The sequence below is a fragment of the Yersinia sp. 2542 StPb PI genome, from assembly GCF_048593855.1.
GTDB classification, from domain to species: domain Bacteria; phylum Pseudomonadota; class Gammaproteobacteria; order Enterobacterales; family Enterobacteriaceae; genus Yersinia; species Yersinia enterocolitica_E.
Genome location: NZ_JAZGQA010000129.1, coordinates 1 through 13,342, shown reverse-complemented (window position 1 = coordinate 13,342; position 13,342 = coordinate 1). Strand labels below are relative to the sequence as shown.

Here is a 13,342-nt window from a genome sequence, read left to right as displayed (position 1 = left end):
CAATCAGATTAACTATGATTTAGAGTATAATTTTGACTACGATTACGCTAACGGTGGTGGTGCATTACCCAGTATTGGGATGATCATTGATGCCCTATCGTCCTTCGCACCCAAAGAGGCGGCTCCGCTAGAACGATCTATATCAAAGGAAAATATATCCACCCAAAGTTTAGCTCAGGGGCTATTCGCCACTAACGTTAGAGTACCATGTTGTAATCACTAACTGACTTTCGTTATCAATGATAAAAAGCCAGAACCTAATAACAACCTCCGGTTATTTGATTCTGGCCTGATACTCTTAATCAGCGGTTTATTTAGCCCCTGCCAGTACATCACTGACAATATCTACGGCTTCCTGCTCTATCTTTTCACGATGCTCTGGGCTGATAAAACTTTCACAGTAAATTTTATAAGCGTCTTCAGTACCGGATGGACGCGCCGCAAACCAGCCGTTATCCGTCATCACTTTCAGGCCGCCAATGGATGCACCATTGCCTGGCGCGGTGGTTAAACGGGCAGTAATAGGATCACCCGCCAACATGTTGGCTGTTACCATCTCAGGTGACAGTTTAGACAACGCGTTTTTTTGCGCCTGAGTCGCCGGAGCCTGAATACGGTTATAGCTCGGTGCGCCAAAGCGTTTAGCTAAATCATCATAGTGATGCTGTGGATTTTTACCGGTAACTGCTGTGATTTCTGCTGCCAGCAAACACATGATAATACCGTCTTTATCAGTAGACCACGGCGTGCCATCGAAGCGCAGGAAGGAGGCCCCAGCACTCTCTTCACCGCCAAAACCAAAGCTACCGTCGTGCAAACCGTCAACAAACCATTTAAAGCCGACCGGGACTTCTACCAACTTACGGCCTAAATCAGCCACCACGCGATCAATCATCGCACTGGAGACCAGAGTTTTACCCACGGCCACCTCAGCGCCCCATTGCGGACGGTGCTGGAACAGGTAATTGATCGATACTGCAAGATAATGATTCGGATTCATCAACCCTGCCGGAGTCACAATACCATGGCGGTCATAATCGGGATCGTTAGCAAAAGCTAAATCAAATTTATCGCGTAACGCCAATAAGCCAGCCATGGCGGATTCTGACGAGCAATCCATCCGGATCACGCCATCATGGTCCAGATGCATAAAGCGGAAGGTCTGATCGATAGAATCATTAACCAGTGTTAGATCCAACTTATAGTGCTCACCAATACGTTGCCAATAAGCAATACCGGAGCCACCGAGAGGATCAACACCTAATTTCAAACCAGCACGTTGAATAGCCGGAATATCGACCACATCCACCAAGCCTGCAACATACGGCTGAATCAAATCTTGCTCACGCAGATGATTACCACGCCAGGCTTTATCCAGCGTTTGGCGTTTGATGCCCTCTAATTTCAGGCTGAGTAACTGATTAGCTCTTTTTTCAATTACCGAGGTCAGATTGGTATCGGCCGGGCCGCCATTCGGTGGGTTGTACTTGATGCCACCATCTTCAGGCGGATTGTGTGACGGTGTGATAACAATGCCGTCAGCCAAGGCTTTCCCCTGCACATTATGGCAGAGAATAGCATGTGAAATCGCCGGGGTTGGTGTAAAACCATTATCTTGCTGTACCACGACATCCACACCATTCGCCGTCAGCACTTCTAATACCGAGATAAATGCCGGTTCAGAGAGTGCATGGGTATCTTTACCCACATAACACGGGCCGCTAATGCCATGTTGATGACGAACTTCTGCGATCGCCTGAGCGATTGCCAAGATGTGTGCTTCGTTAAAACTGTGGCGTAATGAACTGCCACGATGGCCGGAGGTGCCAAATTTGACCGCATGGGCCGGATTTTCAGCATCTGGCTGCAATACATAATATTGCGACGTTAACTGCGCAACATTTATCAAATCGCTTTGCTGAGCGGGTTGCCCGGCACGAGGGTGATTGGCCACAGTCACTACTCCCTATATATCCCCTTCGCATTTGGAGCCGCAAGCTGCGTTCACTCACCCGAATCGCTTATTTGCGTAAGTTCATCGGGATTAGGAGCCTCTGATGAGGCTCACCCTGCGGGCCAGTGCAAGTGCTGTTCAACATGGTTTACAACCCATTTGTCGTTCGCTTGCTGCCTACCTGCAACTCCAATTTCTTTGGGTATCGGTTCAACGAAATTAAATAGTCCCGCACACTTTTTCGGTCAAATCCGGCGGGAACTGCATTGCCAGCATGAGATGTTGCACCATACTGCGTTTACGCTCGGTATTGGTATTGGTAATAACCCAGTATGGCGTACCTGGGACATGTTTGGGTTTGGTGTGCGTCCCGTTTTGCAACAATGTCTGTTGGTCACCCGCAAAATAAACCCGGGTGCGACCATGTAATGATTCAGTCGCCTCGGTAAACGCCTGTGCATCCAGCGTGTAAAGTGTGGATAACACCAACATAAAGCGGTTAACCGCCCTATTTTGCTCTGCATACTCATCGGACAACAGCAATTCACGCACTGCACGAACCCGATCTCGTGGTGCTGGAGCTGCCGCCGCTTTCACCGCATCAGTGCTGGCAGGGATACTGGGTACCGGCTGACCGGCCGTAAACTTCAGCATACGTCGTAAAATATCAGACGCGCTCTCGCCAATGTGCTGCGTATGGCTGGCAATATAGCGATAAAGTTCTTCGTCGAGTTCAATAGTTTTCATCTTTATCCAGTACGGGTTTCTACTTTCTTATACATATCTTAGGATTATAAAGTCAAAGTGCGCTGACGAGTACCTTTATAATGGCTTTATCGGGATAAATGGCCCGCCCCACCCACAGCAACTCAATAATCTACATATGACTGATGATAAGGCAAATAATTGTGTAACAGCACACCTTTGTTCCGCCATGATATCCTAACCACATTATCTCTCAGTATGAACGTCGCTATGAAATTAAACTTCCGCTTACAAAACGCGCTTTCTGCCACACCTTCCCTGCCAATCATGCTGATTCATGGGCTATTTGGTAATCTGGATAACCTGGGTGTTTTGGCCCGTGACTTGCAAAAAGATCATACCGTGGTTCAGGTTGATATGCGTGACCATGGTTTATCACCCCGCTCACCGCAAGTGGATTACCCTGCAATGGCCCAGGATGTGCTGGAGCTGCTCGACCACCTCGCAATAGAGAAAGCCATTATTATCGGCCATTCGATGGGGGGTAAAGTGGCAATGGCACTGACAGCAATTGCTCCTCATCGTATTGCAAAGCTGGTCGCGATTGATGTCGCCCCGGTCAACTATCAAGTACGCCGCCACGACACTATCTTTACTGCCCTCAATGCTGTGAGTGCTGCGGGTATAACCCAGCGACAAGAAGCCGCTCAATTGATGCGTGAGTCGATAAAAGAAGAAGGGGTCATTCAGTTCTTATTGAAATCATTCCACAACGGCGAATGGCGGTTTAATGTGCCCGCACTCTGGGATCAATACGAAAATATTGTCGGCTGGCAACCTATTCCACCGTGGCCGCACCCAATCCTCTTTATTCGCGGTGAGCTGTCGCCATATATTCAAGATAGCCATCGTGATGATATTGCCCGCCAATTCCCGCAAGCCCGTGCCTATGTGGTCGCAGGGACTGGCCACTGGGTACATGCGGAAAAGCCGGATTCTGTCTTGCGGGCTATCCACCGTTTTATTGATGAAAACAGCACCGATGAAAAAGAGGCTGAATAAAAAAAGTACAGCGCACGATGGGGATTGATTAAAAATCATCCCCTGGGGAAAAAAAATGTATTTCCTGTGGAAAAATTGTGCAAAAAAGAACGAATTAGCACAATCTAATCACAGTAAAGCATTGTCGTTGCTCAGTTGGCTGGGGTATTATGGCGCGCTCTAATTTTGCTGCGGACTTCGGTCGCTGTTCACAGATCGTAACCGGTGCAAATGCAAATTCAGGCTGCTGGTATATAGGTTATTCAATGCGCTCAAGCTATGTTCTCAACCTGAAACATGTAAACCGAATCGTCAGACAAGGCTTCGTTACGCTTTCTGATGTAAATCCCTTGTAGTACTGCTACCTATGGCAAAAGAACAAACGGATCGCACGACGCTGGATCTGTTCGCAGATGAACGCCGTCCGGGGCGTCCGAAAACAAATCCATTATCCCGTGATGAGCAGCTTAGAATTAATAAGCGGAATCAACTACGGCGCGATAAAGTGCGTGGCTTACGACGCGTGGAACTGAAGATTAATGCCGATGCCGTCGATGCTCTCAACAGCCTTGCAGAGCAGCGTAACATCAGCCGTAGTGAGCTGATTGAACAAATGTTGCTGGCTCAATTAGCCCACTCACAAGAAGGGTTTTAACCCTATCGGTTACCACGACGGCGTGGCGTAATCACTTACGCTACGCCGTTTTTACTTTATCCCACCCATACTGAAGTCACCGGGTTGTTAGCGGTTTTTAGAATGTTTCCCAGTTTGCGTTGCTATCCACTCTCGCGCTGGCAGGTGCTGCGGTTAATGGGTTGGTCCGCGTTTTCACTGCCGGTTTTACTCGTTCGTCATCTGCCTTTAGTTTAAACACCGCCACCGCCCGGTTTAACTGAGTGGCCTGTTCTTCTAGCGAGGCCGCAGCACGGGAAGCTTGCTGTACTAACGCGGCATTTTGCTGTGTCACGCTGTCCATTTCTGCCACCGCTTGTCCGACCTGGCTAATACCTTTGCTCTGTTCATCAGATGCAGAAGCTATCTCACCCATTAAATCGGTCACATTGGTGATGGAACGAACAATTTCATCCATAGTAATACCAGCACTCTCCACCAAGGCCGAACCACTACTGACACGACTAACCGACTCATTAATCAAGCCATCAATCTCCTTCGCCGCCTGTGCACTGCGTTGTGCAAGATTACGTACCTCGCTGGCAACCACAGCAAAGCCACGACCTTGTTCACCGGCACGGGCGGCTTCAACGGCTGCATTCAGTGCCAAAATGTTAGTCTGAAAAGCAATGCTGTTAATTACCGTCGTTATATCGGCTATTTTCCGCGAACTGGCTGAAATCTCATTCATGGTGTTAACCACATCTGCCACCAATATTCCGCCCTTTTTCGCGGTGGCGGAGGCATTGGCCGCCAGTTGACTGGCATGGTGCGCATTATCAGCATTGTGTTTTACGGTTGCGGTTAACTGCTCCATGCTAGCTGCTGTTTCTTCAAGCGCCGCAGCTTGCTGCTCAGTGCGGGATGACAAATCGGTGTTGCCGGCTGAAATCTCGGCTGCACCATGATAGATCCCATCGGTGCTACTACGAATTGCCTGAACAGTATTCACCAAACTGGTTTGTACATCACGCAGCAGCGGGAATAACCGCCCAACACAGTTGCGACCAAAATCAGCAATAGGCAGACCAAGCTGACCAGAAGCAATCACGCGAAAATGCTCGCGAATATCGTCCAGTGGGCGCACCAGGTTGGCAACCAGATAGCGATCTGTTGCCAGTAAAATCACCAGACCGGCGATCAGCGCTGAGATAAGGGTAATGCTGCTCACTTTGGTCAAATGAGAGAATTGATCTTTAGCCACTCCGATAGCTTTTGATGCCGCCTGATTAAACTTTTCAGCCACTGAACCATACTGGCGGCTCAATGCAGGTACCGTTTTTTTCGCTAAATCCTGATAAGCGGCGCTGTTATTGTCCATTGCAGCTTGATACAGCGGCGTAACCCCTTGTTCAATTAACCCACTCCACCCATCAATCACGCCGCTAACCAAAGCGGAGTCTAACTGTGCATGGTCAATAGTTTTAAATTCTGCCAACTTTTGCTTCAGGTTTTCCAAGGCAACATTGGATGATTTCAATTCTTTGTCAGCATCCACGATATTACCGCTCTGGCGGTAATCTACTGAACGAGACAGACGTGTCACCATACGGAAATATTGATCCGTCCCCTGATTAACCAAATTCATATTTTCAACCAACACAGTATTCGCGTTGGAGGATTGTGTCAGTTGGTTGAGTGATAACAAGGTATAAGCCGATACACCGCCCCAGAGCAGACAAAATGCGCCAAGTACCCAAAGCAATGCCGCCCTGATAGTAATATTTTTTAAAAACTGCATGTTCGTTCCCCTTATATATCGGATAGTTACCGTTAGAGACTCTGGTGTTATTTGATGACCGAAAAGCAATAAAGGACGTTCATACAGCTAACGACAACTCCTTTGCCGGCAGACCTTCATCTGACGGATTTCCCCCTGGCACCGCAAATTGCAACTATTCAGTTACACAACGGTTATCGGCAATGGAGTTATAAGGTTGAGCGACTCACAAAAATTTAATATCGCATAAACTTGATAAAAGCCTGATGGGGTTCTCTGGCATTATGTCGCCCTATACATGTGTTATAATATTGGGCAGAACGCTCAGTAATTTGCATAACTATTTGAATTTAAAAGGTATTTAGCTATATGGCAACTGTAGGCATTTTCTTTGGCAGCGATACTGGCAATACTGAAAACATTGCCAAGATGATCCAAAAGCAACTGGGCAAAGATGTTGCTGAGGTTCACGACATTGCCAAAAGCAGTAAAGAAGATTTAGAAGGCTTCGATATTTTGCTGATTGGGATCCCAACCTGGTATTACGGCGAAGCGCAGTGTGATTGGGATGATTTCTTCCCAACACTGGAAGAGATCGATTTCAATGGCAAGTTGGTGGCGCTGTTTGGTTGTGGTGACCAGGAAGACTACGCAGAATATTTCTGTGATGCGATGGGTACCGTGCGCGACATCATTGAGCCACGTGGTGCCGCAATCGTGGGCCATTGGCCAACTGCGGGCTACCATTTTGAAGCGTCCAAAGGTCTGGCGGATGACGACCACTTTATTGGTCTGGCAATTGATGAAGACCGTCAGCCAGAACTTACCAATGAGCGGGTTGAGGCATGGGTAAAACAGATTACTGAAGAACTGAGCCTGTCTGAGATCGTGGGTTAATCAAGCCTGTCGGAAACGCTATGGTCGTGTTCAACACTGCCGGGCGTTTCCGTTGCCTTTTATCCTTTTGATCTGTGCTTTTTGTCATAACGTTGTTTTCTCTCTCTTTAGCTCCCATCCCCGGTGAGCAGCGCGTCCGGCTATCCGATTGTGCTTTGTTAAGCGGCCCACAGATCCACATCTTCCTGCGCGCAAAATGAAAATAAACTGCTACAAATTTGTAACTTTATCGCTCGTCACTGTACACTTAAATGATGTGTTATCCCCATTCATCAATACACTGCATGATTAATTTTACAAAGTGTGCAATTATATCTTTGTTAACAACCACGGTTTTCATTTGGGGCTAGCAGTTCTATAATGAGACGCAATTGTAATTATTGCGCCACGGATGTCATAGGCTGAACAGCCTTAATTTGAATCGATAGTAACAGGACTGAATCCGCATGACTGACAACAACAAAGCCTTAAAAAACGCAGGCCTTAAAGTAACACTGCCCCGGCTTAAAATTCTGGAAGTGTTGCAAGATCCGGCGTGCCACCACGTCAGCGCGGAAGATCTTTATAAAAAGCTGATCGATATTGGTGAAGAGATTGGTTTAGCCACGGTTTACCGCGTACTGAACCAGTTTGATGATGCCGGTATTGTTACCCGCCACAATTTCGAAGGCGGTAAATCAGTCTTTGAGCTGACGCAGCAGCAGCATCATGATCACTTGATTTGCCTGGATTGCGGCAAAGTGATTGAGTTTAGCAATGAATCCATTGAATCGCTTCAACGTGAAATTTCTAAACAGCATGGTATCAAGCTGACCAATCACAGTCTGTATCTGTACGGCCATTGTGAGACCGGTGATTGCCGTGAAAACGAGTCGGCACACGATAAAAGATAATGTGGTTTGAAAGCATTATCTTATAAAGATTTTAAGCACTGAATACACTACGGCTTATGTTTAATCCAGATTGATAGGTTCTACTGTTTGGTTAACATAAGCTATCAGCAAGATGGCCACCTTTCCCGTTCTATACCTGAGTATCTCTCGGTTGGGAGTCAGGTGGTCGTTCTTATTTATGCCCTTGATATTTATTTATCCCCTTGCTACTTAAAGCCACTAGAGTGTTAGCGATGCTCTGGGTTCGTTCGCCTGCTAGCTATCCGCAACACCGTATCTACCCCGTTATTGATCTTTCCTGAGTGACAAATTTACTGTTTATCGCCCCCATTTATTGACTCTCCCCCCTTTAGCGAGCTGCACCAATTTTGCAGCAAAAAAAACCCCGGACCTGCCGGGGGAAAAACCATCAACTCAACTTCACTTAAATTTGTTTAGCCAAAAAATAAAGCAAACAGGAGATAACATTAGACACAGCTCGATACTACCAATTTTCAGACTTTAACCGGCTCAGCACGGCTACTACGCTTACCGTCTGGGCTGGTGGAGCGGATCATCACCTCGCCACTCACGGTAGGTTGTGCCTTAGCATCATACTTCTGCCACTGCTTACCGCCATCAGTTGAATACTCGATAATCAGGCCCGGCAGTGAGATATTGGCTTCCAACTTTCCTGCCACAACCCGAGCTCCGGGGACAGGCAAGCGATATGACACACCGGCTTTATCCAGTTTTGCCAGTTCACGTTGGCCCATGATGTTGGCAAAACGTTGCCAATCGATGTCCAACGCCTTGGTATCGACCCTGTGCGTCTGGCCACCTTGATATTCGCGGCCCGCTTTGTAGTCTTGCTCCCACGAAGCGCGATGCCAGGCACGCTCAGCCAATGGCAACATCCGCGGGAAGATCATGTATTCCATCTGCTCATCAGTACGGACGGTTTCATTCCATGACTGACCCGAGATACCATGTACACCCGGCCAAGGTTTATCGCTTTTCGCGCTGAAGTGATTACCATCGCGGTCCACTGAGGTCTCGGCATTCTGCGGCATGTTGTCTGGTGCGAAGCTGAATACTTTCGCTTCGTCATTAAAGCGGGTTGCCCAGTAGTAACCGCGTTCATTCGGATTAACTTCATATGGCATATCGAAGTAGACATAATCTGGATTTGACGCGACCACTTCATAACCTTTATTGGCCCAATCATTGATTGAGTCAGCACCACCCCAATAGAGGGTATCCCAGAAGTTGACGCCAACGCGTTTAGTGGCAAACGCTTTAGCATCTTTGGCGTCTTTCAACCCATCCTGCCAAGCCTGCATCTTCTCGATGCCGTGAGCATTAACCAACTTACTGACTTCAATGGCAAAATAGCTGGAAAGATGTTCAACATCCTGCACCTTGCCTTGTTTGACCATATCCTGACAAACTTGTGATTTGGCCCAAGGTTTATCTTCAACACTCTTATCAATAATGCCTTTACCCGCTTCAATCGGCCCGTTTTTGTCCTGATAACCCGCACCCAAACGGATATTTTTCGCTTCATCGCCACCAAAGTGCCAGGTAGTCAGTGGCATACCGGCTTCTTTATGCATCTGCGCCATTTCGCCAATCACTTTATCGACAAACCGCTTAGAGGAGTCGAGGCATGGGTTGAGATAGCTTTTACGCTCATAGAACTGAACTGACGTGGTATTGGAATCATCAGTCGGGTCAAGCAGACGGAATTCGTTAGCTTCTTTTTCTTTGCCTTGTTTCATCAGATTATTGTAACGGGCTTCCATCGACACTACGGCTGCACGGGCGTGTGCTGGCACATCGATTTCAGGGATCACATCAATCTGGCGTGCTTTGGCATATTTCAGAATCTCAATATAATCATCACGAGTGAAATGGCCGCTACCCATATTATTGCTGTCTGGGCCAGAACCCAATTGCGGCAGCAAGCAGGTATTCTCCGTCAAATCGTGACAACGTTTGCTACCAACATCGGTCAATTCGGGTAAGCCTGGGATTTCAATACGCCAGCCTTCATCATCACTTAGATGGAAGTGGAATTTGTTCAGCTTATAAGCTGACATCTGATCAAGTAAGCGCAGCACTGCATCTTTGGTTTTAAAATTACGGCCAACATCGAGGAACACACCACGGTATTCAAAACGTGGCGCATCTTTCGCCTCAAGAGTGGCAATAGTCTTAGTGCCGTCAGTCGGAACCAACGATAGAATGGATTGCAGGCCATAGAACACGCCGCTCGGATCAAAACCAATAACCTGTGCCCCTTTCTCGCCGATTTTCAGCTCGTAAGCACCGGAAACCGCTAAGTCACCTTTAAACGCGGCAGGTTGAATCACTGTTTTTATCGGGAAACCGGCTGAATTGGCCTTCAGACCCAGTAATTCGAAGCGCTGCTGAGCTGCCTCTGCGGCAGCTTTTGGCAATACACTCAGATCCAGCGCAACCCCGTGACTCAGATCCACATCCTGTTTATAGAGCTTAATCTCCATAGGCGTAGGGATTATTTGCCCACGCAAGTTAGCCACAGATAACGTTTTTACTGCTTCGTTTTTAACAAAGCGTGATTCCGGCGTCATCAGCACATTATTGTCATCTTTGGTGCGTTTCCACTGATCGCCGGTAAACTGTGTCAGATACTCATTGATATCTTCGGTATCGGTATTTTTTAGTACTTTGGGTTTAGCATCGCCAGCAGTGGCATACCAGCGCGGCATAAAATCAGTGGCAAACAACTGCCAGTATTCGCCAGTAATAGGGATTTCAACCGCTTGATTGGCGGGGAAACCCGTGAATTTGGCGGTAGGTTCAATTTTATGCAAATCACCCGTCAGATGAGTAATTTTAAACTGACTGTTATCGACGGTCAGAATCTGGCGGATACTATGGAAATAAATAGCCCAGTCTTGGCCGACTATCTCATCCCCGGTGTTGGTCAGAGTAATCATGACTTTATTACAAGATGCCCAGTCGGCACCCAGTTTGGCACAATCAACGCCATTTTCAGCAGCACGGTTATCCAACAATTTATAATTAACTTTCAATGTGCTGAGTTGATCAACAAGTTGCTGATTACGGGTATCAGCATTGGCATATCCCATCAAGCCAAAGGTTGCGGTTATCGCCGCTAAAGCATTTAATTTGAATTTATTCATCACTAACCTCATCCGTAATTAATAACAGCTGCCAGAACGGTTATTGACAGTATTGCTGCTAGCAGCGTTATTGTTAGCTCAATTACCGTTATCCTAATATTTTTATCTTGGATATTATTTATCTGGATTATTATTACTGCGTATTTCTTGCCACAGCTTTCCGCATTGCGCGTCATAGGCCTGACCATTACCGGTATGTGCAGCATCAATGCAACGCTGATAATCCAACACTCGAACGGTCTCTTTCTCAGTAAAAGCCTGATGCGCTTTCTCTTGTTTCAGCACATCTAGCACCGCCTTGCAGGGGATCAATCTTTCTGGCGAACCTTCGCTGGCATTGATGCACGCGCTGTAGGCTTGTTTGAGTTTGCTATCTTCCGGTTGAACTGGGGTTTGTGGTGCGCAGGCACTTAATCCCAATACCGTGGTAATAATAAAAAGCATTTTCTTCATGGCGGGTGCTCCATTATGTCCCCGGGTTGGTTACCGGGGATGGCAATCAAAAAGTGGTCAACATCAGAAGATGGTAAAGGGTGCAATCACGATGAATTTAACGTCTTTTTCATCCTGGAATACGTTGCCAAAACCGCCGCCAAAGCTTGGAATATTGGTGTGGTTGTCATACATGGTGTAATGCAGTTTGAAGAGCGTGCCTTTCGCCCGGCCTTCTTGCAGGGTGTAGAGAACATCAAAGTTCCAAGCAGATTCTTTCAGACGCGTATTCTGGTCATAAATTGGGTTAGTACTTGGTTTTGCATCCCAGCCATACGCATAGGAGGTTCCCACTGACCAGCCCGCAAGATTCCAGTTTTTCAGGTCATACATCACGCCACCAAACAGCGCTTTTTCGCCGTTGGCGTTGAAGTCAGAGCGGGAATCCCACCAAACATCTAAACGGCCATTAGAGGTCGCATAGCCTGGCGTCATACGTTGCAGGAAGTAACCTTGGTTACCGTCAGCTTTGGCCCAGGTACCTTCAAGACGCAAGTCAAATGGACCGGTGGTGTAGCCCAATGTCAGCGCTTGTAGCCAGGCTAATCCGTCATAGACGTCGTTTACATTGCTGGCACCGCCATCAACTTTATCTTTTGCGCCGTAGAACTGATAAGAGGTACGAAGATCATTGCCAGCCACCGGGAAGGCGTAAGAAGCCTTGGCGAAATACTGGTCCATGTAATCTTTTGCCTGGCCAAATGCCGCTTCCATCACCAGTTTGTTTTTGAAATCGTATTTAGCACCGATTGAGTGCAGATAACTTACGCCGGTCTTGCCATCAGCCTGGCGGAAGTTGTACATATTCTGATACCAAGGCGCTTTATATTCATCAGTCCACATGTAAGACATGGACAAGGCACCGGCAGTATCAAAATCGAATTTAGCACCACCTTCAGCCCCACGGTAGGTCCCTGGCATAAAGCTCCAGTGTGGTGCGAGCAGTGTCTGACCCGTTGGTTGGATATAACCCCCCCGCGCCCAGAAATCACCTAGCTTAAATTTGGCTGCGGCTTTATAAACACTGACGCCACTCTTATCACCGGTCCATTTCTCATCCCAACGGGTTTTAGCATCACTGAAACCAATTTCGTTTGGCGCTGCCGGGCCACTGTTGGTCATTTCAACTGCGCCGAAAGCAGCCAAGTCAATACCAAACATGTCAGCCGCATAACCGGAAGAGAAATCCAGATTGGCGTTAAAGGTAGAGTGGTGCAAGTTGGCGACATATTTGCCGTACTCCGCACTCCCTGGCGTTAAATCTTTACGGTCACGCTGACGCTGCCAATAATAAATCCCACCGGTCAGTGACGAATCATCAATAAAGCCTTTAGCCTTGGCCTCTGGGGCTACCATGAACCCCGTTCCTAACAATGCACCCGCGACTGCGAGCGCCAGCGTTTTACGTTTAGCACCGTGCGTAACCATATGAAAAAATTCCTCTTTGACATCACATTTAAAGTGCGTTGCCTGTGTCCACCACAGCTCACAGGTTTAGCCTCAAAAAAACCCTAGTGGGTAAAATTTTTGCTGGGGAGCAATAACCACCAGCCATTACTGCTAAAAACTTCTGTTGCGAAAAACAACCGCTCTGTAGATTGCTGCTGCCACACAGACTATTTTTCGCGACGCGAATTATCAATTAAAAATAACGCTAATTATTCAAAGTATGACAACGAGCACATAACTGTGAAAAAATATTACAGAGTTCACAAAAGCTTTAAAAACAATGCATAACGTCATATTTTTAATTAGAAATCTTCTCTCATTGACATATTGAATGGTTTCAGCCGATGC

At 47.3% G+C, this 13,342-nt stretch carries 11 protein-coding genes; 5 read left to right on the top strand and 6 right to left on the bottom strand.

The features are described 5' to 3' along the window. Positions 1–223 (top strand): hypothetical protein (locus tag V1952_RS15095; RefSeq protein WP_420075021.1); only part of this gene is annotated, 223 nt, incomplete at its 5' end. A gap of 87 nt (positions 224–310) precedes the next feature. Here V1952_RS15095 and pgm read toward each other — a convergent pair. Further along, positions 311–1,954 (bottom strand): phosphoglucomutase (alpha-D-glucose-1,6-bisphosphate-dependent), encoded by a 1,644-nt coding sequence (gene pgm, locus V1952_RS15090; protein ID WP_372558346.1) that lies wholly within the window; start codon positions 1,952–1,954, stop codon positions 311–313. A gap of 219 nt (positions 1,955–2,173) precedes the next feature. Next, positions 2,174–2,701 carry a replication initiation negative regulator SeqA gene (gene seqA / locus V1952_RS15085; RefSeq protein WP_372558345.1) on the bottom strand — a complete coding sequence of 176 codons (528 nt, stop codon included), beginning with the start codon at positions 2,699–2,701 and terminating at the stop codon, positions 2,174–2,176. A 228-nt stretch (positions 2,702–2,929) separates the two neighbouring features. Here seqA and ybfF point away from each other — a divergent pair, with 228 nt between their 5' ends. Together ybfF and ybfE are read left to right on the top strand one after the other, a co-directional pair. Further along, positions 2,930–3,721, top strand: coding sequence for an esterase (gene ybfF / locus V1952_RS15080; protein ID WP_372558344.1), 792 nt, complete (start codon positions 2,930–2,932; stop codon positions 3,719–3,721). 346 nt (positions 3,722–4,067) lie between these two features. Further along, on the top strand, positions 4,068–4,355 hold the full coding sequence (ybfE, locus tag V1952_RS15075) for a LexA regulated protein (protein ID WP_005163374.1): 288 nt from the start codon (positions 4,068–4,070) through the stop codon (positions 4,353–4,355). 97 nt (positions 4,356–4,452) lie between these two features. On the opposite strand, the gene V1952_RS15070 is transcribed toward ybfE, so the two are convergent. Then, the gene (locus tag V1952_RS15070; RefSeq protein WP_420075020.1) at positions 4,453–6,114 is read right to left on the bottom strand and encodes a methyl-accepting chemotaxis protein; all 1,662 of its coding nucleotides are present in this window, start codon (positions 6,112–6,114) and stop codon (positions 4,453–4,455) included. A 348-nt stretch (positions 6,115–6,462) separates the two neighbouring features. Here V1952_RS15070 and fldA point away from each other — a divergent pair, with 348 nt between their 5' ends. Together fldA and fur are read left to right on the top strand one after the other, a co-directional pair. Next, positions 6,463–6,990 carry a flavodoxin FldA gene (gene fldA / locus V1952_RS15065; RefSeq protein WP_083159633.1) on the top strand — a complete coding sequence of 176 codons (528 nt, stop codon included), beginning with the start codon at positions 6,463–6,465 and terminating at the stop codon, positions 6,988–6,990. A 446-nt stretch (positions 6,991–7,436) separates the two neighbouring features. After that, entirely contained in the window at positions 7,437–7,883 is a 447-nt protein-coding gene (gene fur / locus V1952_RS15060) for a ferric iron uptake transcriptional regulator (protein WP_420075019.1), read from the top strand. Positions 7,884–8,377: 494 nt separating this feature from the next. Here fur and V1952_RS15055 read toward each other — a convergent pair whose 3' ends face one another. The 3 genes from V1952_RS15055 to chiP form a co-directional block, all read right to left on the bottom strand. Next, on the bottom strand, positions 8,378–11,053 hold the full coding sequence (locus tag V1952_RS15055) for a beta-N-acetylhexosaminidase (protein ID WP_372558342.1): 2,676 nt from the start codon (positions 11,051–11,053) through the stop codon (positions 8,378–8,380). A 114-nt stretch (positions 11,054–11,167) separates the two neighbouring features. Continuing rightward, complete coding sequence (chiQ, locus tag V1952_RS15050; protein WP_083159636.1) at positions 11,168–11,506, bottom strand: ChiQ/YbfN family lipoprotein; 339 nt, start codon at positions 11,504–11,506, stop codon at positions 11,168–11,170. Between the two features lie 63 nt (positions 11,507–11,569). Continuing rightward, positions 11,570–12,973 carry a chitoporin ChiP gene (gene chiP / locus V1952_RS15045; protein ID WP_083159637.1) on the bottom strand — a complete coding sequence of 468 codons (1,404 nt, stop codon included), beginning with the start codon at positions 12,971–12,973 and terminating at the stop codon, positions 11,570–11,572. Positions 12,974–13,342: the final 369 nt, after the last annotated feature.

What these genes read in the sequence shown, in the direction of transcription:
- ybfF (WP_372558344.1), top strand. Translation starts at nt 2,930, where the DNA reads ATGAAATTAAACTTCCGCTTACAAAACGCGCTTTCTGCCACACCTTCC.
- chiP (WP_083159637.1), bottom strand. Translation starts at nt 12,973, where the DNA reads ATGGTTACGCACGGTGCTAAACGTAAAACGCTGGCGCTCGCAGTCGCG.
- V1952_RS15055 (WP_372558342.1), bottom strand. Translation starts at nt 11,053, where the DNA reads ATGAATAAATTCAAATTAAATGCTTTAGCGGCGATAACCGCAACCTTT.
- fur (WP_420075019.1), top strand. Translation starts at nt 7,437, where the DNA reads ATGACTGACAACAACAAAGCCTTAAAAAACGCAGGCCTTAAAGTAACA.
- ybfE (WP_005163374.1), top strand. Translation starts at nt 4,068, where the DNA reads ATGGCAAAAGAACAAACGGATCGCACGACGCTGGATCTGTTCGCAGAT.
- chiQ (WP_083159636.1), bottom strand. Translation starts at nt 11,506, where the DNA reads ATGAAGAAAATGCTTTTTATTATTACCACGGTATTGGGATTAAGTGCC.
- seqA (WP_372558345.1), bottom strand. Translation starts at nt 2,701, where the DNA reads ATGAAAACTATTGAACTCGACGAAGAACTTTATCGCTATATTGCCAGC.
- fldA (WP_083159633.1), top strand. Translation starts at nt 6,463, where the DNA reads ATGGCAACTGTAGGCATTTTCTTTGGCAGCGATACTGGCAATACTGAA.
- V1952_RS15070 (WP_420075020.1), bottom strand. Translation starts at nt 6,114, where the DNA reads ATGCAGTTTTTAAAAAATATTACTATCAGGGCGGCATTGCTTTGGGTA.